Annotated in this window: 16 protein-coding genes; 5 read left to right on the top strand and 11 right to left on the bottom strand. The window is 63.5% G+C overall.

Features of this window, described 5'->3' with window-relative positions:
- Positions 1 to 41: 41 nt before the first annotated feature.
- The 4 genes from RIF85_RS00635 (at position 42) to RIF85_RS00620 (ending at position 5,492) form a co-directional block, all read left to right on the top strand.
- Complete coding sequence (locus RIF85_RS00635; protein WP_309070037.1) at positions 42 to 674, top strand: DUF3000 domain-containing protein; 633 nt, start codon at positions 42 to 44, stop codon at positions 672 to 674.
- Positions 675 to 765: 91 nt separating this feature from the next.
- Positions 766 to 2,058, top strand: coding sequence for a ribonuclease D (locus tag RIF85_RS00630; RefSeq protein WP_309069970.1), 1,293 nt, complete (start codon positions 766 to 768; stop codon positions 2,056 to 2,058).
- A 78-nt stretch (positions 2,059 to 2,136) separates the two neighbouring features.
- Positions 2,137 to 3,384, top strand: a complete 1,248-nt coding sequence (locus RIF85_RS00625; RefSeq protein ID WP_309069969.1) for an acetyl-CoA C-acyltransferase — start codon at positions 2,137 to 2,139, stop codon at positions 3,382 to 3,384.
- Entirely contained in the window at positions 3,381 to 5,492 is a 2,112-nt protein-coding gene (locus RIF85_RS00620) for a 3-hydroxyacyl-CoA dehydrogenase NAD-binding domain-containing protein (RefSeq protein WP_309069968.1), read from the top strand. Before RIF85_RS00625 ends, RIF85_RS00620 begins: the two co-directional genes overlap by 4 nt.
- A gap of 30 nt (positions 5,493 to 5,522) precedes the next feature.
- Here RIF85_RS00620 and RIF85_RS00615 read toward each other — a convergent pair whose 3' ends face one another.
- From RIF85_RS00615 to RIF85_RS00590, 6 genes are all read right to left on the bottom strand, one after another.
- A complete protein-coding gene (locus RIF85_RS00615; protein ID WP_309070036.1) occupies positions 5,523 to 6,485 on the bottom strand; it encodes an aldo/keto reductase in 963 nt (320 codons plus the stop codon).
- Between the two features lie 60 nt (positions 6,486 to 6,545).
- Positions 6,546 to 6,962 (bottom strand): nucleoside-diphosphate kinase, encoded by a 417-nt coding sequence (gene ndk, locus RIF85_RS00610; RefSeq protein ID WP_309069967.1) that lies wholly within the window; start codon positions 6,960 to 6,962, stop codon positions 6,546 to 6,548.
- Between the two features lie 63 nt (positions 6,963 to 7,025).
- A complete protein-coding gene (locus RIF85_RS00605; RefSeq protein WP_309069966.1) occupies positions 7,026 to 7,481 on the bottom strand; it encodes a DUF4233 domain-containing protein in 456 nt (151 codons plus the stop codon).
- 9 nt (positions 7,482 to 7,490) lie between these two features.
- A complete protein-coding gene (locus RIF85_RS00600; protein ID WP_309069965.1) occupies positions 7,491 to 8,882 on the bottom strand; it encodes a glutamate ligase domain-containing protein in 1,392 nt (463 codons plus the stop codon).
- 8 nt (positions 8,883 to 8,890) lie between these two features.
- Positions 8,891 to 12,187 (bottom strand): isoleucine--tRNA ligase, encoded by a 3,297-nt coding sequence (ileS, locus tag RIF85_RS00595; RefSeq protein WP_309069964.1) that lies wholly within the window; start codon positions 12,185 to 12,187, stop codon positions 8,891 to 8,893.
- A gap of 336 nt (positions 12,188 to 12,523) precedes the next feature.
- Positions 12,524 to 13,279 (bottom strand): SDR family oxidoreductase, encoded by a 756-nt coding sequence (locus RIF85_RS00590; protein WP_309069963.1) that lies wholly within the window; start codon positions 13,277 to 13,279, stop codon positions 12,524 to 12,526.
- A gap of 67 nt (positions 13,280 to 13,346) precedes the next feature.
- Here RIF85_RS00590 and valS point away from each other — a divergent pair, with 67 nt between their 5' ends.
- A complete protein-coding gene (valS, locus tag RIF85_RS00585) occupies positions 13,347 to 15,983 on the top strand; it encodes a valine--tRNA ligase (RefSeq protein WP_309069962.1) in 2,637 nt (878 codons plus the stop codon).
- Positions 15,984 to 16,071: 88 nt separating this feature from the next.
- On the opposite strand, the gene RIF85_RS00580 is transcribed toward valS, so the two are convergent.
- From RIF85_RS00580 to tig, 5 genes are all read right to left on the bottom strand, one after another.
- Entirely contained in the window at positions 16,072 to 16,692 is a 621-nt protein-coding gene (locus tag RIF85_RS00580; protein WP_309069961.1) for a disulfide bond formation protein DsbA, read from the bottom strand.
- A 127-nt stretch (positions 16,693 to 16,819) separates the two neighbouring features.
- Complete coding sequence (clpX, locus tag RIF85_RS00575; protein WP_309069960.1) at positions 16,820 to 18,112, bottom strand: ATP-dependent Clp protease ATP-binding subunit ClpX; 1,293 nt, start codon at positions 18,110 to 18,112, stop codon at positions 16,820 to 16,822.
- A 187-nt stretch (positions 18,113 to 18,299) separates the two neighbouring features.
- Positions 18,300 to 18,974 carry an ATP-dependent Clp protease proteolytic subunit gene (locus tag RIF85_RS00570; RefSeq protein ID WP_309069959.1) on the bottom strand — a complete coding sequence of 225 codons (675 nt, stop codon included), beginning with the start codon at positions 18,972 to 18,974 and terminating at the stop codon, positions 18,300 to 18,302.
- A 43-nt stretch (positions 18,975 to 19,017) separates the two neighbouring features.
- On the bottom strand, positions 19,018 to 19,614 hold the full coding sequence (locus RIF85_RS00565) for an ATP-dependent Clp protease proteolytic subunit (RefSeq protein WP_309070035.1): 597 nt from the start codon (positions 19,612 to 19,614) through the stop codon (positions 19,018 to 19,020).
- 195 nt (positions 19,615 to 19,809) lie between these two features.
- Entirely contained in the window at positions 19,810 to 21,240 is a 1,431-nt protein-coding gene (tig, locus tag RIF85_RS00560; RefSeq protein WP_309069958.1) for a trigger factor, read from the bottom strand.
- Positions 21,241 to 21,260 lie beyond the last annotated feature (20 nt).

Here is a 21,260-nt window from a genome sequence, read left to right as displayed (position 1 = left end):
GGCCAACGCTGCCTGGGGTTTAACCTGCGAGGGTGAGCGCTATTGGTGACCTCTCGCAGGTTCCTCCTGAATTCCTGAATGCACTGGCCGGTCTGCGGCGGGCGAAATGCCGTAACGAGCTTCGCCTCGACGAAATACCGGCTCCCTCCCGACTTGCACCTTTCGCAGTCGCCCTCGGAGCCGAGGTACTTCAGGATGCCCAGCCAGGCCCGCTTCCTGTCCATGGACCCGCCAGGGCAGCCCTCCAACACGATGATCGCGCCGAAGAGCTTGCAACCGGACGCTTCATCCTGTTGTACGACCCCGAGGGATCCGAAGTCTGGGACGGTACTTTCCGGATAGTCACCTATATCCGTGCCCAGCTCGAGCCCGACATGGGAAACGACGCGCTCCTCGGATCCGTGGCGTGGACCTGGCTGGTTGAAGCACTCCAGAATCACGACGCCGGATACAGGTCGGCGGGGGGCACCGCAACCCGAATACTGTCCGAAAGCTACGGTTCCCTTGCCGACCGGGTCGACACGATCGACATCGAATTGCGCGCGTCCTGGACTCCTGACTCCGGCAGTGTCCAGAAGCATCTGGAAGCCTGGGCTGACATGGTGTGCACCTTCGCGGGACTTCCTCCCCTCCCGGACGGCGTGGCGGCGCTCCCTAACAGGCGCCGCAACTGATCCCCGGGGCGGGCCACCGACAACGACTCCCGCCGCACGGGCGGTGCAATCCGCCGGAGCGCCGGTGCCGCCCGGTTAGACTTGCATCATCATGACCGTGCACTCCGAGCCTGACAGCCGAACCCCCGACTCCGGCAATACCACCCCAGGCTCAGTCGCCGTGCTGCCACTGCTGGACGAGCCCAAGGACGGCGTTCCTTTCGTTATTGACACGCCGGCAGGGCTTGAGCGGGCGGCGAGGGCGCTTGCCGCCGGAACAGGACCGGCCGGAGTGGATGCGGAACGCGCCTCCGGATTCCGGTATGGGCAGCGTGCCTTCCTCGTCCAGATCCGCAGGGAAGGCGCCGGGACCTGGCTCATCGACCCGGAACCCTTCGGCGATCTGCGCAGCATCAATGACGCCCTCTCAGGGGTGGAGTGGATCCTGCACGCCGCCTCCCAGGACCTCCCTTGCCTCTCGGAACTAGGCATGTGGCCGGACAAATTGTTCGACACGGAGCTGGCAGCCCGGCTCGCCGGCTTCCCGCGCGTAGGACTGGCTGCGGTCATCGAACGCCTGCTCGGCTTCACGCTGGCCAAGGAGCATTCCGCAGCGGATTGGTCGCAGCGCCCGTTGCCTGAGCCCTGGCTTCGTTACGCAGCCCTGGACGTCGAGGTGCTCGTCGAGCTGCGCGACCGCCTGGTGGAAGTACTCGAGCAGGACGGCAAGCTCCGCATCGCCGAGGAAGAGTTCGAGTACATTCGCTCCTCGCCGCCTGCACCGCCGAAAACAGATCCTTGGCGCCGCACGTCCGGCGTCCATCAGGTGCGCGACCGTCGGCAGCTGGCGGCTGTCCGGGAACTCTGGCAGGAACGCGAATCTCTGGCGCAGAAGCGGGACGTCGCTCCGGGCCGCCTGATTCCCGACGCAGCGATTGTGGCTGCAGCGAAAGCAATGCCGCAGACTGTCCCGCAGTTGCTGGCCGTCAATGGCTTCCACGGACGGGCGGCGCAACGTGAGGCGCCGCGTTGGCTGCGGTGCATCGCCCTTGCCCGCGCTTCGCGGGACCTCCCCGAACTGCAGCTTCCGACCAATGCGCCGCCTCCTCCGCGGGTATGGCCGGAAAAAGACCCTGCCGCTGCCGCTCGCCTCCAAACCGCCAAACCACGAGTCGCGGCCGTGGCCGACAAACTCAACATGCCGGTGGAGAACCTTCTTACGCCCGACTACCTGCGACGGTTGGCGTGGCGCCCACCCACGCCGACCGATCTTGACACCATTTCCGCGGCGCTCGCCGACCTCGGAGCTCGTCCGTGGCAGATCGAGCATGTCGCAGCGGTCATCACGGTTGCTTTCCTGGATCCGGACCCTCTGCAGCCGAAGCAGGCGCGGCCTTCAACCTAGTGCACCGGACTTGTTGCAGCGTGATGTTACCCGCGAGTAACATAGGGGCCTGATCCACCAACTCAACGAGGAGCGATTGTGCCCAAACCAGCCACAGCAACGCGGCAACAGATCAGGGACGTTGTTTTCGTCGACGGTGTCAGAACCCCATTCGGGAAGGCTGGAGAAAAGGGGATACACGCGGGCACCCGGGCTGACGACCTCGTGGTCAAATGCATTCGGGAGCTTCTGCGACGCAACCCCTCCCTGCCGCCCGAGCGGATCGACGACGTCGCCGTCGCTGCCACAACCCAGACGGGTGATCAGGGACTCACCATCGGGCGGACCGCCGCTCTCCTGGCCGGGCTCCCCCGCACCGTGCCCGGGTTCGCCATCGACCGCATGTGCGCCGGGGCGATGACCGCTGTCACCACCACCGCATCCGGGATCGCGTTCGGCGCATATGACATTGTGGTCGCTGGCGGCGTCGAGCATATGGGCAACCACCCAATGGGTTCGGATGCCGATCCCAACCCCCGGTTCCTCGCCGAGCGCATTGTGGACCCAGCGGCCTTGAACATGGGGAATACGGCGGAGAACCTCCACGACCGCTTCCCTGCCATCACGAAGGAGCGCGCCGACTCATACGCCGTGGCCAGCCAGGCGAAGGTTGCGGACGCGTATGAGCGCAACCAAATCCAGCCGGACCTTGTCCCGGTTGCGGGAAGGAAGCCCGGATCGGGCTGGACTGTGAACCAGCAGGACGAGCCGCCGCGCCCAGGCACCACGCTCGAGGACCTGGCATCACTCCGGACGCCATTCCGCCCGCACGGCAGAGTCACCGCAGGCAATGCTGCGGGGCTCAACGACGGCGCCACCGCTGCACTGCTCGCCTCCGCTGATGCGGCGGCAGAGCTGAACCTTCCGGTGAAGATGCGCCTGGTCGCCTATGCTTTTGCCGGCGTCGAACCGGAGGTCATGGGAATTGGACCCGTACCGTCCACCGAGAAGGCCCTGAGGCAGGCCGGGCTGACCATCGATGACATCGGCCTGTTCGAAATCAATGAAGCGTTCGCCGTGCAGGTCCTGTCATTCCTTGATCACTTCGGCATTGACGACGACGATCCGCGGGTCAACCGCTACGGCGGCGCGATTGCCTTCGGACATCCGCTGGCGAGCTCCGGGGTACGCCTCATGACGCAACTGGCGCGGCAGTTCGAGGAAGACCCCCAGGTCCGGTACGGCATCACCACCATGTGCGTAGGACTCGGCATGGGTGGAACGGTCATTTGGGAAAACCCGCATCACGCAGACTATTCAGGGAATACGACGGAGGACGCAGCATGAGTTTCGATCGGTTCGAGGAACTGGCCGCCCTGGTGCCTGACGAGGTCATCACCCACTCGCTTGTCGAGGATGTGCAGTTGCCCGGCGGGTCCGGCATCATGGCCCTGATCACCCTCGACAACGGGCTGGATCACAGCCGGCCGACCACTCTGGGACCCAGCACGCTCATCGAGTTCGGGCGCACACTCGAGAACCTGAAAGTACGCGCGGCGGGTGGTGAGATCGCCGCCGTCGGCGTGACCGGGAAACCCTACTTCCTTGCGGCCGGGGCAGACCTGTCGACGGTCAAGTCACTGAAAAGCGCCCATCACGGAACGCTGATGGCGGAACTGGGACATTCGGCGTACAACCTGCTGGGCTCACTGGGGGTCCCGAGTTTCGCCTTCATCAACGGCGTCGCCTTGGGGGGAGGGCTCGAAATTGCTCTCGCTGCCGACTTCCGCACGGTGTCCGCAGGAGCCAACGGAATCGGCCTTCCAGAGGCGTTCATCGGGCTGGTTCCCGGTTGGGGCGGCGTCTACAGACTCCCCCGCCTGACCGGTCCCCGCACCGCTGTGAAGATCATGATCGAAAACCCGCTGAGCAACAACCGCACGTTTGATGGACGGACCGCCCACGGGGCGGGAATCGCCGATGCCCTGTTTGAACCCGCCGATTTCCTGGAGCAGTCCATTCGCTGGGCTGCGGAGGTTCTGCGGGACTCGTCCGGCATCGCTGACCGCCGCGCTGCGCTGTCGCGGTACGACGACGGTGAGTGGGCGGCCGCAGTCGCAGCTGGCCGCGCTTTCGTTGAGGCGAAAACGTCCAACGCTGCTCCTGCGCCGGGAAAGGTGCTGGACCTGTTCGAAGCGGCCAGGACCCGATCCCAGGCGGAGTCTGCCGCAGCGGAGTGTGAAGCGCTGACCGAGTTGATGCTCACGCCGCAATTCCACGACACCGTGTATGCCTTCCTCGAACTGGTACAGAAACGGGCCAAACGTCCGGCCGGCGCGCCGGATCGTTCACTTGCCCGCCCCGTGACAAAGGTAGGGGTAGTCGGCGCCGGCCTGATGGCGAGCCAGCTTGCCCTGCTCTTTGCACGGCAGTTGAGCGTTCCCGTTGTTCTCACCGATATCGATCAGCAACGCGTGGACAAGGGCGTTGGATGGGTGCACGCCGAAGTGGACAGGATGCTGGCCAAAAAGCGGCTGTCCGCGGATAAGGCGAACCGTGTCAAGTCGCTCGTCACCGGTTCCGTCTCGAAGGACGCCTTCGCGGACGCCGACTTTGTGATTGAGGCCGTCTTCGAAGAGCTCAGCGTCAAGAAGTCTGTCTTCGCGGAGGTTGAAGAGGTGGTCTCCGCGGAGTGCATCCTGGCGACCAACACCTCGTCACTTTCCGTCGCAGCCATGGCCGAGGACCTCCAGCACCCCGAGCGCGTGGTGGGTTTCCACTTCTTCAACCCGGTAGCTGCCATGCCGCTCCTTGAGATCGTCAAGGCGCCGCGCACTTCCGACGAGGTTCTGGCTACGGCGTTCGCCGCAGCGAAAGAGCTCAAGAAGAACGCGGTCCTTGTGAAGGATGCTCCTGCGTTCGTCGTGAACCGGGTTCTGGGACGCATGTTCGGCGAAATCACGGCAGCCTTCGACGAGGGTACAGACGCAGCAACAGCCGATCAGGCGCTGCGGCCTCTCGGTCTGCCGATGACGCCGTTCAAGCTGCTTGCGCTGGTGGGGCTGCCGGTGGGTCAGCATGTGCAGGAATCCCTGCATGATGCCTTCGGGGAACGCTTCTACCTCTCCAAGAATCAGCAGATTCTCATCGACGCCGGAAAGAAGGGACTCTGGGAACAGGACGACGCCGGCAACGATGTAGTGCCCGAGTCCACTCTCGCGCTGCTCACCTTCGGTTCCTCGCCCTCATCAAGCGAGGAGGTCCTGCGCCGCACGCAGGACGCGCTCGCGGATGAGATCGGGCGCATGCTGGCGGAAGGGGTCGTGTCAGGGCCGGAAGATATCGATCTGTGCATGATTCTCGGTGCCGGCTGGCCCATGCACCTCGGCGGCATCACGCCCTACCTCGACAGGGTGGGAGCATCCGAGCGGGTGAATGGACGCACCTTCCACTGAACGCCGCCATGGTCCCATCTTCCCGGCCGGTTACCGCCGCGCCGGGAAGATGTGTTCGAGTTCCGTGCAGTCAGCGTCGGACGGTACCCAGCGGACCGCTTCGGCATTCTGACGTACCTGCTCGGGCCTTGTTGCTCCGGCGATGACACTTGCCACCGTCGGCCGGCTCGCGAGCCAGGAAAACGCAACATCCAGTTCAGTCAATGAGCGAGCGCGGGCGTAGGCACTGAAGTCCGCCAACTGATCCCAGTCGGCCTGGTCCAACAGATTGGTCCGGGTGTGCGTCAGACGGCTGCCTTCCGGTGCCTTCCCGGCACCGTACTTCCCGGTGAGGAGCCCGTTGGCCAGCGGAAAATAGGGAAGCAGCCCGAGACCATAGGATCGGGCAGCTGGAATGACCTCACGCTCGACGGACCGCTCCAGCAAGTTGTAGTGGTTCTGGGCCGAAATGAAGCGCGTAGTGCCCAGCTGACGGGCTACATACTCAGCCTCCGCAACCTGCCATCCGGCGAAGTTGGAGTGCCCGATGTACCGGACCTTGCCGCTCTGCACGAGCTGGTCCAGAGCAGCGAGGGTCTCGTCAATCGGCGTCGCCGGGTCCGGAGCATGGTATTGGTAGAGGTCGATCCAGTCCGTATTCAGCCGCTTGAGTGACGCTTCGACAGCTTTCAGGATGTAGCGTCGTGAACCCCGTGCACCCCAGTCCGGACCGTTGACTCCTTTGAGATCGAGCCCGAACTTGGTTGCAACGATGACATCGTCGCGGTTCCGGCCGAGCGACCGCCCGAGCAGTTCCTCGCTGATCCCCGGCGACCGTCCGTAGGAGTCTGCAACGTCGAACAGCGTGATGCCCACGTCGAGAGCCGCGCTCACGACGGCTGCTGCGCCGCGCTGTGATTCGGAAGCAGTTCCGGGCCGGCCCAGGTTATTGCAACCCAGGCCGACCACCGAAACGCTCAATCCTGACGTGCCAAGTCTGCGGTATTCCATCATGGCCCCCACGCTACCAATCAGCACGGGACTCCATGGGTCTCCCCCGCTAGGATCCGCCGATCAGCTGAACCAGATGGAGATTTCCTTCTCCGCCGATTCCGGCGAATCAGAGCCGTGCACGAGGTTCTGCTGGACCTTGAGACCCCAGTCCCGCCCGAAGTCTCCTCGGATCGTCCCGGGAGCCGCCGTCGTCGGCTCCGTTGTTCCGGCGAGCGAGCGGAATCCCTCGATCACACGTTCTCCTTCGAAGACAGCGGCAGCGACCGGTCCGCTCAACATGAACTCGACGAGCGGCTCATAAAAGGGCTTGCCCACGTGCTCAGCGTAGTGGGCTTCAAGGATTTCCCGGGTAGCGTTCACCAGCTTGAGGTCGACGAGCTTGTAACCCTTCGCCTCAACCCTGGACAGGATTGTTCCCGTCAAACCGCGGGCAACGCCGTCGGGCTTGATCAGGATCAGGGTCTGCTCAGCACTCATTTTTTCTTCCTTCAATCGAGTCAGGTTCGGCCGGGCACCCGGCCATGTCCACCGTTGACTCTACTAAAGGGATTGCGTGCCCTCACCGCCGGATGGGTTTGCCTGCTCCCATTCAGCCTGCTGCCGGTCACGCTCCGCGTTCTCGCGGTCCAGCCGGGCACCCGTCCGGATGCCGTACAGCCAGGTCAGGGCGAAGAGAATGCCGACGAGGAACATCATCGGCTCGACAATCCCCGTCGCAAGAATCAGCACCTGTAGCACCCAGCCGAGCAACATTCCGTACGGCTTCGTCAGGAACGCACAGGCCACGATGAGCACAGCGCTGAGCGCAAGACCGACGCCGAGTATGACCCCTATCGGAATCGTGTCGGAGCGCAAACCAAAGACCACGAGGGTAGCGAACAGCACCACGAAGGCTTCCAGCAGGAGCACGGTCGACGCGAACATCACCTTGATGGAACGCCGCTTCTTCGGCATCCCCGGACGCCATTCACGCTGCGCTTTTGTCTGGCGAGCCATGTGATCCCCTTACTTGCCCAAGAGTGTGCGGGCTTCGCCCACCACCGTGATCGAACCCGTTACCAAAACACCGCCGCCGCCGAGTTCGCTGCCCTCCTCGGCCGTCATGACCGCCCACTCCAGGGCGTCGTCGAGGCGATCCGCAACGTGGATATGCCCATCAGCGAAGCCTGCGCTCAACGCCAGCTGCCGGAGTTCCTCTGCAGGAATCGCCCTCGGCGAGGTGGACTGCGTCAGGCACACATCCTCAAGCACACCGCTGAGTTCCTCGTGAAGTTCACTCAGGATCGCGCCGGCGTCCTTGTCCTGCAGGACGCCGATCACGAGGACGAGTTTGTTGAACTCGAAGGCTTCAGCAATCGCCTTGGCTGACGCTCGTGCGCCGGCGGCGTTGTGCGCGGCGTCCACGAGGATGCTCGGGGCCGTGCGAACCAGTTCCAGCCGGCCCGGTGAGGTGACGGCACCCAGTCCATCGCGCACGACGTCGATATCCAGTTCCCTGCTTCCTCCGCCGAGGAAGGCTTCGACGGCGGCAACGGCGACAGCGGCGTTCTGCGCCTGGTGCTCACCGTGGAGCGGCAGAAGGACCTCCTCGTAGCGGCCTGCGATGCCTGCCAGAGTGATCTGCTGCCCGCCGACGGCAATGCGTCGGTCCTCAACGCCGAACTCGACACCCTCGAAACGGAACTCAACGCCTGTGTCACGCGCCTTTTCCAGCAGCACCTGCGCAGCGTCCGCGGGCTGCGCGGCGCTGATGAGGAACCCCCCGGGCTTGATGATCCCGGATTTCTCGATGGCGATTTCCCCCGGGGTGTCCCCCAGGAGGTCAGTATGGTCAAGGGAGATCGGAGTGACCACTGAGACCGCGCCGTCACCGACGTTCGTCGCGTCGGTGATTCCCCCTAGCCCAACTTCGATCACCGCAACGTCCACCGGCTCGTCAGCGAATACCGCGAACGCGAGAATCGTGACGCATTCGAAGTAGGTCAGCCGCGGCTCACCGGCGGCATCAAGTTCAGCATCGACGATCTCAAGATACGGCCGGATCTCGTCCCACACCCGCACGAAGGTCTCATCGGCAACGGGTTCCCCGTCGATACTGATCCGTTCCGTGACCCGGGACAGATGCGGACTGGTGTATCGCCCGGTACGCAGATCATGCGCCCGCAGAAGCCCCTCAATCATCCGTGCGGTTGACGTCTTGCCGTTGGTGCCCGTGATGTGGATGATCGGAACCGCCCTATTGGGCTCGCCCAGGATCTCCATAGCCCGAAACAACGGAGCCATCCGCGGCTCCATCTTGTTCTCGGGCGCGCGGCTCAACAGCTCCGCGTACACGCTCTCCACTGAGAACTGGTCAATTCCCTGTCCGGAGCCGGCGTTGTTTCCAGCGTCACTCATATCCGCGTTCATGCCTGGCGCTCCACTTTCACCGAAACTCCGTCTGACTGCCCAGCCGCAGCCACGACGAGTTCGAGTTCATCCGTCAATGTTTCCTGCTTGACCAGTTCCGCATGCGCTTCAAGCGCCGAGAGCGTGTCCGCGTCGGCCTCCACCGTGGTGACCACCCGGTCACTGATGTGGAAGTCGGCATCCCGGCGTGCCTGCTGGATGGATCGGATGATGTCACGGGCAGTGCCCTCCGCCGCCAACTCCGACGTGACCTCCGTGTTCAGCACGAGGAAACCTCCGCCGGGCAGGACGGCGACGGCCGCGCTGGCGCCGGCTGCGCCGTCGCTGTCGACCACGGTTTCCAGCGTGTATTCGCTGGGCTCCAGAGCGAGGCCGCCGGCGGTGACAGCACCGGCGTCGTCCACCGACCAGTCGCCCGACTTCGCCGCCTTGATGGCGGTCTGGACATTCTTGCCCAGGCGCGGCCCGGCGGCCCGCGCGTTCACCACGAGCTTCTGCGAGATTCCGAACTCTTCCGGGGAGGCATCGGCGGAATCGATCAGGCGCACGGATTTGATGTTCAGTTCGTCCGCGATGATGGCGCGGTACTGTCCCTCCAGCTCCGCCGCGGAAGGTGCCACTACCGTCAGCTCGGAGAGCGGCAGGCGTACGCGAAGGTTTGCCGCCTTTCGCAGGCTCGATCCCGTTGAGCAGATCTGCCGGGTCCGTTCCATCCGCTCCACCAGTTCCGGCGCAGCAGCAAACGACGACGACGCCGCCCAGTCGGTCAGGTGCACGGAGCGCCCGCCTGTCAGGCCGCGCCAGATCTCCTCGGTGACCAGGGGCAGGAGCGGCGCAGCAACGCGGCTGACAGCTTCCAGGCAGGTGAAGAGGACGTCGAAGGCGTCCGTATCTTCATCGAAGAACCGCTGCCGTCCGCGACGGACATACCAGTTGGTGAGGGTGTCCAAGTACCGGCGCAGCGCCTCGCACGCATCGCTGATGTTGAACGCGTCGAGCGAGTTCGTCATGTCCTCCACCAGGTTTCCGGTGTACGCGAGGATGTAGCGGTCCAGCGGGTCTGCGAGGGTTTCTGCGGCTTCGGCCGTCACCGCCTTCGCCTCGTAGCCGGCACCGCCCGCGGCAGCGTTCGTATACAGCCGGAAGAAGTGCCAGACGTTCCAGAGCGGAAGGATGACCTGGCGGACACCGTCCCGAATGCCCTGCTCGGTGACAACGAGATTGCCGCCGCGGAGGATGGGCGAAGCCATCAGGAACCAGCGCATTGCGTCCGAGCCGTCGCGGTCGAGGACTTCAGAAACATCGGGGTAGTTCTGCAGGCTCTTGGACATTTTCTGGCCGTCGGAGCCAAGGACGATTCCATGGCTGATGACGTTCTTGAACGTGGGCCGGTCGAACAGCGCAGTCGCCAGGATGTGGAGCGTGTAAAACCAACCGCGGGTTTGGCCGATGTACTCGACGATGAAGTCCGCCGGGTTGTGCGACTCGAACCAGTCCTCGTTCTGCATCGGATAGTGAACCTGGGCGTACGGCATCGACCCGGAGTCGAACCAGACGTCCAGAACATCGGCCACCCGTCTCATGGTCGACTGGCCTTGTTCAGGCGTACGCGGATCGTCCGGGTTCGGGCGGGTCAGCTCGTCGATGAACGGCCGGTGGAGGTCGACCTCACCGGATGCGTTGCGCGGCAGGCGTCCAAAGTCCCTCTCGATCTCAGCGAGGGAGCCGTACACGTCGGTGCGGGGATAGTTCGGATCATCCGACACCCACACGGGTATGGGGCTGCCCCAGTAACGGTTGCGGCTGATCGACCAGTCGCGCGCGTTCTCGAGCCATTTGCCGAACTGCCCGTCCTTCACATTGTCCGGGATCCAGTTGATCTGCTGGTTCAGCTCGACCATGCGGTCCTTGATCTTCGTCACCTCGACGAACCAGGAGGATACCGCCCGGTAGATCAACGGGTTGCGGCAGCGCCAGCAATGCGGGTAGCTGTGCACGTAACTGGCCTGGCGCATCAGCCGGCCGCCGTCACGCAGCACGCGGGTGATGGTCTTGTTGGCGTCGAAGACCTGGACTCCGACGATGTCCGCCAGGGGTCCGTTCTCGAACATCCGCAGGAAACGGGCGCCCTCGTCCACGGAGAGGATCACCTGGATACCGGCGTCCTCACAGATTTTTTGGTCCTCTTCGCCGTAGGCCGGCGACTGGTGCACGATTCCGGTTCCGTCCGTCGTCGTGACGTAGTCAGCCACCAGGAACCGGAAGGCGTTCCGGTAGCCGCCGCGTTCAGGATCGGTGAGGTAATCCCAGAGCGGCTCGTACTCGAGGCCTCCGAGTTCGGTGCCGCGGTGTGTGCCCGTGACGGCGGCGCGCGCGTCCTCAGCAGACGGGTAGCCGAAGTCCTTCGCGTAACCGGACAGCAGCTCCTCCGCGATCAGGAAGCGGCGTCCGGCGAGGTCACCGGCCCCGGGCAGCAGCGCGTAATGGATGTCGGGCCCGACGGCGAGGGCAGCGTTGGTGGGCAGGGTCCACGGTGTGGTGGTCCAGGCGAGCGCCTCGACTCCGGCAAGCTCCTGTGACAACGGTGAATCACCGGCGAGAATCGGGAAGGTCACCGTGACGGTCTGGTCCTGGCGGTCCTGGTAGACGTCGTCGTCCATGCGCAGCTCATGGTTGGAGAGCGGCGTCTCGTCCTTCCAGCAGTACGGCAGCACCCGGTAACCGTTGTACGTCAGGCCTTTGGCGTGCAGGGTCTTGAAGGCCCAGAGCACCGACTCCATGTATTCGACGTTGAGGGTCTTGTAGTCGTTCTCGAAGTCCACCCAGCGCGCCTGGCGCGTGACATAGTCACGCCACTCCCCCGCGTACTTCATCACAGAGGCACGACAGGCGTCATTGAACTTGTCGATACCCATGGCTTCGATCTGCTTCTTGTCGCTCATCCCGAGCTGCTTCATCGCCTCGAGTTCGGCGGGCAGTCCGTGGGTGTCCCACCCGAAGCGGCGCTCAACGCGGCGACCGCGCTGGGTCTGGTATCGCCCGACGAGGTCCTTGGCGTATCCGGTCAGCAGGTGCCCGTAGTGCGGCAGGCCGTTGGCGAAGGGCGGACCGTCGTAGAAGACGAACTCGTTCGTTCCGTTCTCACCGGCGTCGCGCTGGTCGATCGACGCCTGAAAGGTGCCGTCCTCGTCCCAGTAGGTGAGAACCCGTTCCTCGAGCTCTGGGAACCGGGGCGAAGCGGAGCCGGAAACCGCCGGATCAGCGGCGGAGGCCTTGGGATAGATCTGTGACATGTGGTGTGTCCTGAAGCTGCGGATATTCGGCGGGCAGGGGCGGTCTTTCTGCAAGGACGAACATCACGCCGGCGCCTTGGCTCCGGCCGCGAATCCGCGGTACCACCTCGCTTGCCCGCACCCGCCTCCCGAATACGGAAGGGCCGGTACTGGCCGCTTCATGTCTGCTGTGACGGGCTTACCCGTCCGGTTCTACTGATCCGCCGCTGCGAACGTTCTTCCGGAAGCTCACCGGTGATGGCCGGGTCTGCGCTGTTGCCCCAATTCTAGCCCGCCGGCTCCGGATAGGGCGAACGACGCCGGGGATCACCCAGGTCAGCTCCATAAGGAGCGCGTTCAGCTCGTGCGGATCACCTTGTGTGCCGCCGCCTGGGCCAACGGACGCACAACGATCTGATCCAGGTTCACGTGATGGGGAACGGAAACGGCGTAGGACACAACATCGGCCACATCTTCGGCCGAGAGCGGCTTCTCGACACCCGCGTACACCTTCTCCGCCGCAGCTTCGTCTCCCAACCGTCTCAGGGAGAACTCCTCGGTATGGACCATGCCCGGCAGGATCTCGACCACCCGGACATTGTGTTCGACCTCCTCGAGGCGCAGCGCCTGAGTCAGCGCGTGCTGGGCTGCCTTGGCGGCGTTGTAACCGGCGCCGCCTTCATAGGCAACCAGTGCCGCGGTCGAGGTCAGGTTCAGCACCGTGCCGTTCTTGTTCTCCCTCAGCATCGGCAGGAATGCGCGGACCAGCTTCATGGTGCCGAGCACGTTTGCCTCGTACATCCATTCCCAGTCCTCGGTTCGCGCGTCCGCGACCCAGTCGGTCCCACGGGCGCCGCCGGCGATGTTGATGAGGGTGTCGATGCCGCCGCCTTCGGTGACTTCGCCCACCAGGCGGGCAACGCCGTCGTCGTCGGTGATGTCGAGTGCCACGGGAAGCGCGCCTGTTTCCTCTGCCAGGCGGGCCAACCGGTCCTGCCGGCGGGCCACGGCCCAAACCTTCCAGCCGTCCGCGGCCAGGCGCCGAACGGTGGCCTCGCCGATTCCCGAGCTCGCTCCTGTTACAACTGCTGCCCTGTTCTGTGCCGAAGTCATGACCTCAAACTAGCCCACCGGATGCACCCGTCGCAGGTCGGGACAGCCAGCGTGAAACAATCGATTCATGGCACACACACACGAGGGTACAGACACGCCCACACCCGCCCCCATCAACGTTCCCGACAAGCCCGCCCTTGAAGGGCTTGAAGCCGCACTGAATGAGCGCTGGCGCGCCGAAGGAACGTACACCTTCAATCCGGAGACCACGCGCGGGGATGTCTACTCCATTGACACCCCGCCTCCCACCGCGTCCGGTTCGCTGCACGTTGGTCACGTTTTCTCCTACACCCAGACGGACGTCATCGCCCGCTACCAGCGCATGACCGGCAAGAACGTCTTCTACCCCATGGGCTGGGACGACAACGGCCTGCCCACCGAGCGCCGCGTACAGAATTACTACGGCGTGCGCTGTGACCCGTCCGTGCCATACAACGCCGGTTACCGGCCTCCCGCGCAGCCCGCAAAGAATCAGCGCGACTTCGACGTCGTTTCCCGCCGGAACTTCATCGAACTGTGCGAGGAGCTTGCGGTTGAGGACGAGAAGGTGTTCGAGCACCTCTTCCAGTCCCTCGGCCTGTCCGTGGACTGGAGCCTGACGTACCGCACTATCGACTCGACCTCGCGTGCGGTATCGCAGCGGGCCTTCCTGGCGAACCTCAAGCAGGGCGATGCCTACCTCGCGGAAGCACCCACGCTATGGGACGTGACCTTCCGCACCGCCGTAGCCCAGGCCGAGCTTGAGGACCGCGAGGTTCCGGGTGCCTACTACCGCTATCCATTCGAGGCCGTGGACGGCACGCTGATCCACATCGAGACCACCCGCCCGGAACTTCTCGCTGCCTGCGTCGCCCTTGTGGCTCATCCTGACGACGAGCGGTACCAGCCCTACTTCGGCAAGACCGTCACCTCCCCCCTGTTCGGCGTCGAGGTCGAGGTCAAGGCGCATCCCCTCGCCAAGCCGGAGAAGGGCGCCGGCATCGCGATGGTCTGCACCTTCGGCGACCTCACGGACGTGACCTGGTGGCGGGAACTCGAGCTGCCCACGCGGGCAATCGTCGGCCGCGACGGCCGCATCCTGGCGGAAACACCGGATTGGATTACGACGACGGCGGGCCGGGACAACTACGCGCGCATCGCCGGCAAGACAGTTTTCTCGGCGAAAGAGGCCGTGGCTGACATGCTTGCTGAGGCCGGTCTGCTGGACGGCGAGCCGAAGAAGATCACCCACCCGGTGAATTTCTTCGAAAAGGGCGACAAGCCGCTCGAAGTGGTCACCAGCCGCCAGTGGTACATCCGCAACGGCGGAAGGGACGCGGATCGCCGGGAAGGGCTTATTGCCCGCGGACGCGAGATCGATTTCCACCCCTCCTTCATGCGCAGCCGTTTCGAGAACTGGATCGAGGGCCTCAACGGTGACTGGCTGATCTCGCGCCAGCGGTTCTTCGGCGTGCCTTTCCCCGTCTGGTACGCGCTCGACGAGGCCGGGACACCGGACTACGGGAACCCGATCCTTCCGTCCGATGACATGCTTCCCGTGGATCCCGCGGCCGAACCGGCACCGGGCTTCGACGAGTCCCAGCGCGACCAACCGGGTGGTTTCATGGGCGACCCGGATGTCCTGGACACCTGGGCGACGTCGTCGCTTTCGCCGCAGATCATCGGCGGCTGGTCGCGGGACGAGGATCTCTTCGGCAAGGTGTACCCCTTCGACCTGCGTCCGCAGGGGCACGACATCATCCGGACCTGGATGTTTTCGTCAGTCGTGCGCGCAGATTCCCTGCTGGATTCGGCGCCGTGGAAGCACGCCGCAATCTCCGGCTGGATCCTGGACCCGGACCGCAAAAAGATGTCGAAGTCCAAGGGCAACGTCGTGGTGCCCACCGATGCCCTTGACCAGTTCGGTTCCGATGCGGTGCGTTACTGGGCAGCATCCGCCAAGCTCGGAGCGGACACGGCGTATGAAATTGCACAGATGAAGATCGGCCGCCGGCTGGCTATCAAGCTGCTCAACGCCTCAAAGTTCGTGCTCAACCTCGGCGCGACGGAGGCCGACATCGTCGGCGAGGATGCTGCGGCGGTCACCAACCCGCTTGACCGTTCCTTGCTGGCGTCGCTGGACGAGGTGGTGCAGCAGGCCACCGCATCATTCGAAAAGTACGATTACGCGCGAGCCCTGCAGCTGACCGAGACGTTCTTCTGGTCGTTCACGGACGATTACGTGGAACTTGTCAAGGACCGCGCGTACGGAAGCGCAGGTGAGGCGGAGAAGGCATCAGTTCTCGCTGCATTGGCCACTACTCTTGACCGCCTGCTGCGGCTCTTCGCCCCCATCCTGCCCTTCGCAACGGAGGAGGTCTGGAGCTGGTGGCGTCACGGGTCGGTGCACCGTGCGGCATGGCCCGCTTCCGGCGCTCTCACCGCAACGGCCCTGGACGCGGACACCGGCATGCTCGCGACCGTCGGTGCTGCACTCGGTGGGCTTCGCAAGGCGAAGTCGGAAGCGAAGGTCAAACAGCGTACCGAGGTACTCTCCGCTGTCATCAGCGGCTCTGAGGCGCAGGTACGCCGGCTTGAAGCCGCGCGTTCCGATCTCAGCGCGGCGGGCAACGCGGCCGACCTTGAACTGCGTGTGCACCAAGGCGACCTATCGGTGAGCGACGTCCGCCTGGCTCCCGCAGAACCACCGGCACAGCCTTCCTGACCCGCGCTTCAGCTGATAACAGCGAAACCCCTCCGGTTGTTACCGGAGGGGTTTCGCTGTTATCCGTGCAATTTGGCTCCAGCCCGGTCTAGTCGAAGCTGGGGCTGGAGGTGCGGGAGCGCTTCAGCTCGAAAAATTCAGGGAAACCGGCCATCATCACAGCGCCGTCAAAGATCCGACCGGCTTCTTCTCCCCGGGGGATGCGCGTCAGCACAGGACCGAAGAATGCGGTGCCGTCGAAGGCCACGACCGGAGTGCCGACTTCGTCTCCTACCTTGTCGATCCCCTCCTGGTGGGACGCCCGCAGCTGCGAGTCGAATTCATCGGTGGTCGCATACTGCGCCAACGAGGCAGGAAGCCCCGTTTCTTCCAGCGCTTCGCGGATGACGACCCCATAGTCCTTGTTGCCGCCAGCATGAATTCGGCGGCCCATGGCGTCGTAGAGCTTCTTGATGTTGTCGGGGCCGTGCAGTTCGGACGCCGCGATGATTACGCGGACGGGAGCCCACGCCTCTTTCATGCCTGCCTTGTAATCCTCCGGCAGATCTCGACCTTCATTGAGAACGGACAGGCTCATCACATGCCAATCGACCGAAACGCTGCGGACCTTCTCGACCTCGCCCATCCAGCGGGAGGTAATCCACGCGAACGGGCAGACCGGGTCGAACCAGAAGTCGGCCTTCTTCGCAGTGTCGGTAGCAGCAGTCATGAACAGAACTCCTTGGTTGATTGGAATGAGGGTGTACGGGCGGTCACGATGACGCGCCCTCCTACCCTGCCAACCTGACCCCGGCGGCCGGTATTCCCGCGGCGAGTGCCGTCCTGGCTAGTCGCGACTAGGCGGACTTGTTGCGCCGCTTGGCGACGACGTCGTGCGAAATAAGGGTCGGCTCGGCGGACTTGTCGACCACGGCAGCGCTGATGACAACTGTGGCAATGTCCTCACGACTGGGAAGGTCGAACATCACGGGAAGCAGTACTTCCTCCATGATGGCACGGAGGCCACGTGCGCCTGTTCCCCGCTCCAGGGCTTGATCAGCGATCGCTTCGAGGGCCTGTGGCTCGAAGACCAGTTCAACGCCGTCCAGGGCGAACATCTTCTGGTACTGCTTGATCAGCGCGTTCTTCGGTTCGGTGAGGATCTGCATCAGGGCCGGACGGTCAAGGTGGGTCACCGTGGTGATTACCGGAAGGCGTCCAATGAATTCCGGGATCAGTCCGAACTTCAGCAGGTCCTCGGGCATGACGTCACCGTAACTTGCTTCTTCGTTCTTCAACGAGCTCAACGGTGCGCCGAAGCCGATACCCTTGCGTCCTGCCCGCGACCCGATGATCTCTTCCAGTCCAGCGAAGGCCCCCGCCACGATGAAGAGAACGTTTGTGGTGTCGATCTGGATGAATTCCTGGTGGGGGTGCTTGCGTCCGCCCTGCGGCGGCACTGAGGCGACTGTGCCTTCGAGGATCTTGAGCAGAGCCTGCTGAACGCCCTCACCGGATACGTCCCGCGTAATGGAAGGGTTCTCGCTCTTGCGGGAGATCTTGTCGATCTCATCGATGTAGATGATTCCCTGCTCGGCCTTCTTGACGTCATAGTCTGCGGCCTGGATGAGCTTGAGAAGGATGTTCTCGACATCCTCGCCGACGTAACCGGCCTCCGTGAGGGCAGTTGCGTCGGCGACCGCGAAAGGCACGTTGAGGCGTCGGGCCAAGGTTTGGGCGAGGTACGTCTTGCCGCAACCCGTGGGTCCGATCAGCAGGATGTTGGACTTTGCAATCTCTACATCTTCGGCCGGCGAAGCGTCTGAGAGATTGGCGGATGCGCGGGGCGTATGTCCGGACTGGATGCGCTTGTAATGGTTATAGACGGCGACTGCCAGTGAACGCTTGGCCGGCTCCTGGCCAATTACGTACTCCTGCAGGAAATCAAAGATTTCGCGCGGCTTCGGCAGCTCGAAGGTACCGAGGTCGGCTACTTCAGAGAGCTCTTCCTCGATGATTTCGTTGCACAGTTCAATGCATTCGTCACAGATGTAGACGCCCGGGCCCGCAATGAGCTTTCGGACCTGCTTCTGGCTTTTGCCACAGAAAGAGCACTTGAGTAGATCGGTGCTCTCACCAATGCGAGCCATGTGTCAGTCCCCTTACGTGGTACTGGTGTGTTCCGCCGAAGTCTTCGGCCGCTACCAACTGATGTCTGATGGGACGGTCTCCATGCGTCGACTAAGTTCCACTCTAGGCCACTTGGTGGCCCGAATCAGCAATATAGCGCCCGTGGTCTTCCTCTATTACCGAACACCACGGGCGCTACACAACCCGCTACGGCTTGTTGATCTTCGGCGGGGTGATCTTGCGTGAGGTCAGCACCTCATCGACAAGGCCATAGGCCTTGGCATCCTCCGCGGTCAGAATCTTGTCCCGCTCAATGTCAACGTTGACCTGCTCGGAAGTCTTCCCGCTGTGCAGCGCCAGCGTATCCTCGAGCCAGGCGCGCATACGCATAACCTCGTTAGCCTGAATCTCAAGGTCCGAGGCCTGACCGCCCTGGCCGCCGCCAAGCGCCGGCTGGTGGATCAGCACACGGGCGTTGGGCAGCGCCAGCCGCTTGCCGGGCGCTCCGGCAGCAAGCAGTACGGCCGCCGCACTCGCAGCCTGGCCCAGGCAGACTGTCTGGATCTCGGGACGGATGAACTGCATGGTGTCGTAGATTGCAGTCATGGCCGTGAAGGAGCCGCCCGGGGAGTTGATGTACAGCGTGATGTCCCGCTCCGGGTCGGTCGATTCAAGGACAAGCAGCTGCGCCATGACGTCATCTGCGGAGGCGTCGTCGACCTGGACGCCCAGGAAGATGATGCGGTCCTCAAAGAGTTTGGTGTACGGATCCTGGCGCTTGAAACCGTAGGGCGTGCGCTCCTCGAACTGGGGAAGGACGTAGCGGTTGCTCGGCAGCTGGGGGGCCCGGCCGCCGGCCGCGGCAGAGAAATCGTGATTCATGGTGCCTCCTGTGTGGCAGGTCAGTGAAAGTGGGCTGTACGGGTCAGTCGCGGTTTGTTCCGCCGCCGCCGGAGACGGAACCCGCATGAGCGGAAATCTTGTCGAAGAACCCGTACTCGAGGGCCTCCTGCGCGGTGAACCACTTGTCGCGGTCGTTGTCCTTGAGGATGGTCTCCACAGACTGTCCGGTCTGCTCCGCCGTCAGTTCGGCCATGACCCGCTTCATGTGCAGGATCAGTTCCGCCTGGATCTTGATGTCCGAAGCGGTACCGCCGATTCCGCCGGAGGGCTGGTGCATCAGGATGCGTGCGTGCGGGGTGGCGTAACGCTTCCCCTTGGTTCCGGACGACAGCAGGAACTGCCCCATGGACGCCGCGAGCCCGGTAGCGACGGTGACCACGTCGTTCGGTATGAACTGCATGGTGTCGTAGATAGCCATGCCCGCGGTGACGGACCCGCCGGGCGAGTTGATGTAGAGGAAGATGTCCTTCTCGGGATCCTCTGCGGAGAGCAGGAGCAGCTGCGAGCAGATGGCGTTCGCATTCTCATCCCGCACCTCTGAGCCGAGCCAGATGATGCGCTCCCGCAAGAGACGGTTGTAGATGTAGTCGTCACGGCTGGCAGGATCAACGGTTGCCATGGTCGGTGTGGTGTATTCGGGTGCCATTGCTGATTGACCTCTCACTCAGGTTTTTCTCTCACTGGACACTAACCTGTTTGGTTGATGTTTTGCTCCCGCGCCCTCAACTGTTCGCTGACGGCGTTAGGAGGCGGATCCCTTAACTGCAGATGCCGCCAGCACGGGGCTGACGGCATCTGATGAAGCGTTGGAAGACTAGGCCTTGGTAGGCTCTGCGTTCGCATCCTCAGTGTCCTCGACGGGGGCATCGGAATCGACGGCACTTGCGCCGGACGTTTCAGCAGCTGCATCCTCGACCGGTGCGCCTTCTCCCCCAGCCTGATCGGCTTCCCCTGCCGGACGCACGAAGTCGGACAGATCCACAGTCTCGCCATTCGTGTCAGTCACAACAGCGAGCTCCAGCACCTTGGCGAGAGCCTTGCGGCGGCGTACTTCGCCGACGATCATCGGAACCTGGCCACTCTGATCCAGCATCTGGGCAAACTGGTTCGGATCCATGCCGTACTGGCTGGCTGAAGTGACGATGTAGTCGATCAGCTCGTTCTGGCTGACGCCGATTTCTTCCTTTTCAGCAACAGCATCAAGGACGATCTCATTGCGGAAGGCCTGCTGGGTGTTCTCACGGATTTCAGCGCGGTGCTCTTCCGTGTCGTGGTCAGCTCCGGCCGAGTGGCTGCTCTCGGAGTTGAAGTGCTGCTCGAGCTGCTCCTCAACAACGGATTCCGGCACCGGAACCTCGACGAGCTCGAGGAGCTTCTCCAGGACCTTGTCGCGGGCCTCGACGCCCTGCTCGACGAGCTTGTCCTCGGCGGATCGCTTCGCCAGGTCGGCGCGCAGCTCATCGATGGTGTCGAATTCGCTGGCCAGCTGGGCGAAGTCATCATTGGCGTCAGGGAGCTCGCGCTCCTTCACTGCCTTCACGACGACGGTTACCTCTGCAGCCTTGCCGGTGTGCTCACCACCGGCGAGGGTGGTCTCAAAGGTCGAGGATTCCTCCGCGCTCAGGCCGGTGACTGCTTCGTCCATGCCCTCGAGCATGGTGCCGGAACCAACCTGGTAGGAGATGTCGGCAGCGGAATCCACTTCCTCGCCGTCGATCTTCGCAGTCAGGTCAAGGGTGAGGAAGTCACCGTCAGTCGACGGACGGTCCACTTCCTTCAGGGTGCCGAAACGGCCGCGAAGTTCGTCGAGTGCCTTCACAACGTCCTCATCGGACGCTTTGGCAGCCTCAACCGTTACCTCCAGGCCGGAGTATTCGGGAAGCTCGATCTCCGGACGGACGTCCAGTTCGACGGTGAAGAGAAGCTGGCCGTCCTGCGCGGACGGATCCGGAACCTCAGTGATCTCAACCTCGGGCCGGCTCAAGGGACGGATCTTCGTCTCCTGAACGGCGCTCTGGTAAAAACCGTTCAGCCCATCGTTGATCGCGGTCTCGATGACGTAACCGCGGCCGACGCGCTGGTCGATCAACTTGTTGGGGACCTTGCCCTTGCGGAAACCCGGAACCTGCACCTGGCTTGCGATGGTCTTGTAGGCAGCTTCGATGTTCGGCTTGAGTTCCTCGAAAGGGACCTCCACGTTGAGCTTCACTCGCGTGGGAGTGAGGTTTTCGACAGCGCTCTTCACAGCCTAGTACTCCTGAATGA

The sequence above is a fragment of the Arthrobacter sp. genome (assembly GCF_031179385.1).
Classification (GTDB): Bacteria; Actinomycetota; Actinomycetes; order Actinomycetales; family Micrococcaceae; genus Arthrobacter_D.
Note: the sequence above shows the minus strand (reverse complement) of the source record. Positions and strands in the feature narration are given on the sequence as shown.

Coding starts and splice junctions, on each gene's coding strand:
- RIF85_RS00630 (WP_309069970.1), top strand. CDS start 766: ATGACCGTGCACTCCGAGCCTGACAGCCGAACCCCCGACTCCGGCAAT.
- RIF85_RS00620 (WP_309069968.1), top strand. CDS start 3,381: ATGAGTTTCGATCGGTTCGAGGAACTGGCCGCCCTGGTGCCTGACGAG.
- RIF85_RS00615 (WP_309070036.1), bottom strand. CDS start 6,485: ATGATGGAATACCGCAGACTTGGCACGTCAGGATTGAGCGTTTCGGTG.
- ndk (WP_309069967.1), bottom strand. CDS start 6,962: ATGAGTGCTGAGCAGACCCTGATCCTGATCAAGCCCGACGGCGTTGCC.
- RIF85_RS00605 (WP_309069966.1), bottom strand. CDS start 7,481: ATGGCTCGCCAGACAAAAGCGCAGCGTGAATGGCGTCCGGGGATGCCG.
- RIF85_RS00600 (WP_309069965.1), bottom strand. CDS start 8,882: ATGAGTGACGCTGGAAACAACGCCGGCTCCGGACAGGGAATTGACCAG.
- ileS (WP_309069964.1), bottom strand. CDS start 12,187: ATGTCACAGATCTATCCCAAGGCCTCCGCCGCTGATCCGGCGGTTTCC.
- RIF85_RS00590 (WP_309069963.1), bottom strand. CDS start 13,279: ATGACTTCGGCACAGAACAGGGCAGCAGTTGTAACAGGAGCGAGCTCG.
- valS (WP_309069962.1), top strand. CDS start 13,347: ATGGCACACACACACGAGGGTACAGACACGCCCACACCCGCCCCCATC.
- RIF85_RS00580 (WP_309069961.1), bottom strand. CDS start 16,692: ATGACTGCTGCTACCGACACTGCGAAGAAGGCCGACTTCTGGTTCGAC.
- clpX (WP_309069960.1), bottom strand. CDS start 18,112: ATGGCTCGCATTGGTGAGAGCACCGATCTACTCAAGTGCTCTTTCTGT.
- RIF85_RS00570 (WP_309069959.1), bottom strand. CDS start 18,974: ATGAATCACGATTTCTCTGCCGCGGCCGGCGGCCGGGCCCCCCAGCTG.
- RIF85_RS00565 (WP_309070035.1), bottom strand. CDS start 19,614: ATGGCAACCGTTGATCCTGCCAGCCGTGACGACTACATCTACAACCGT.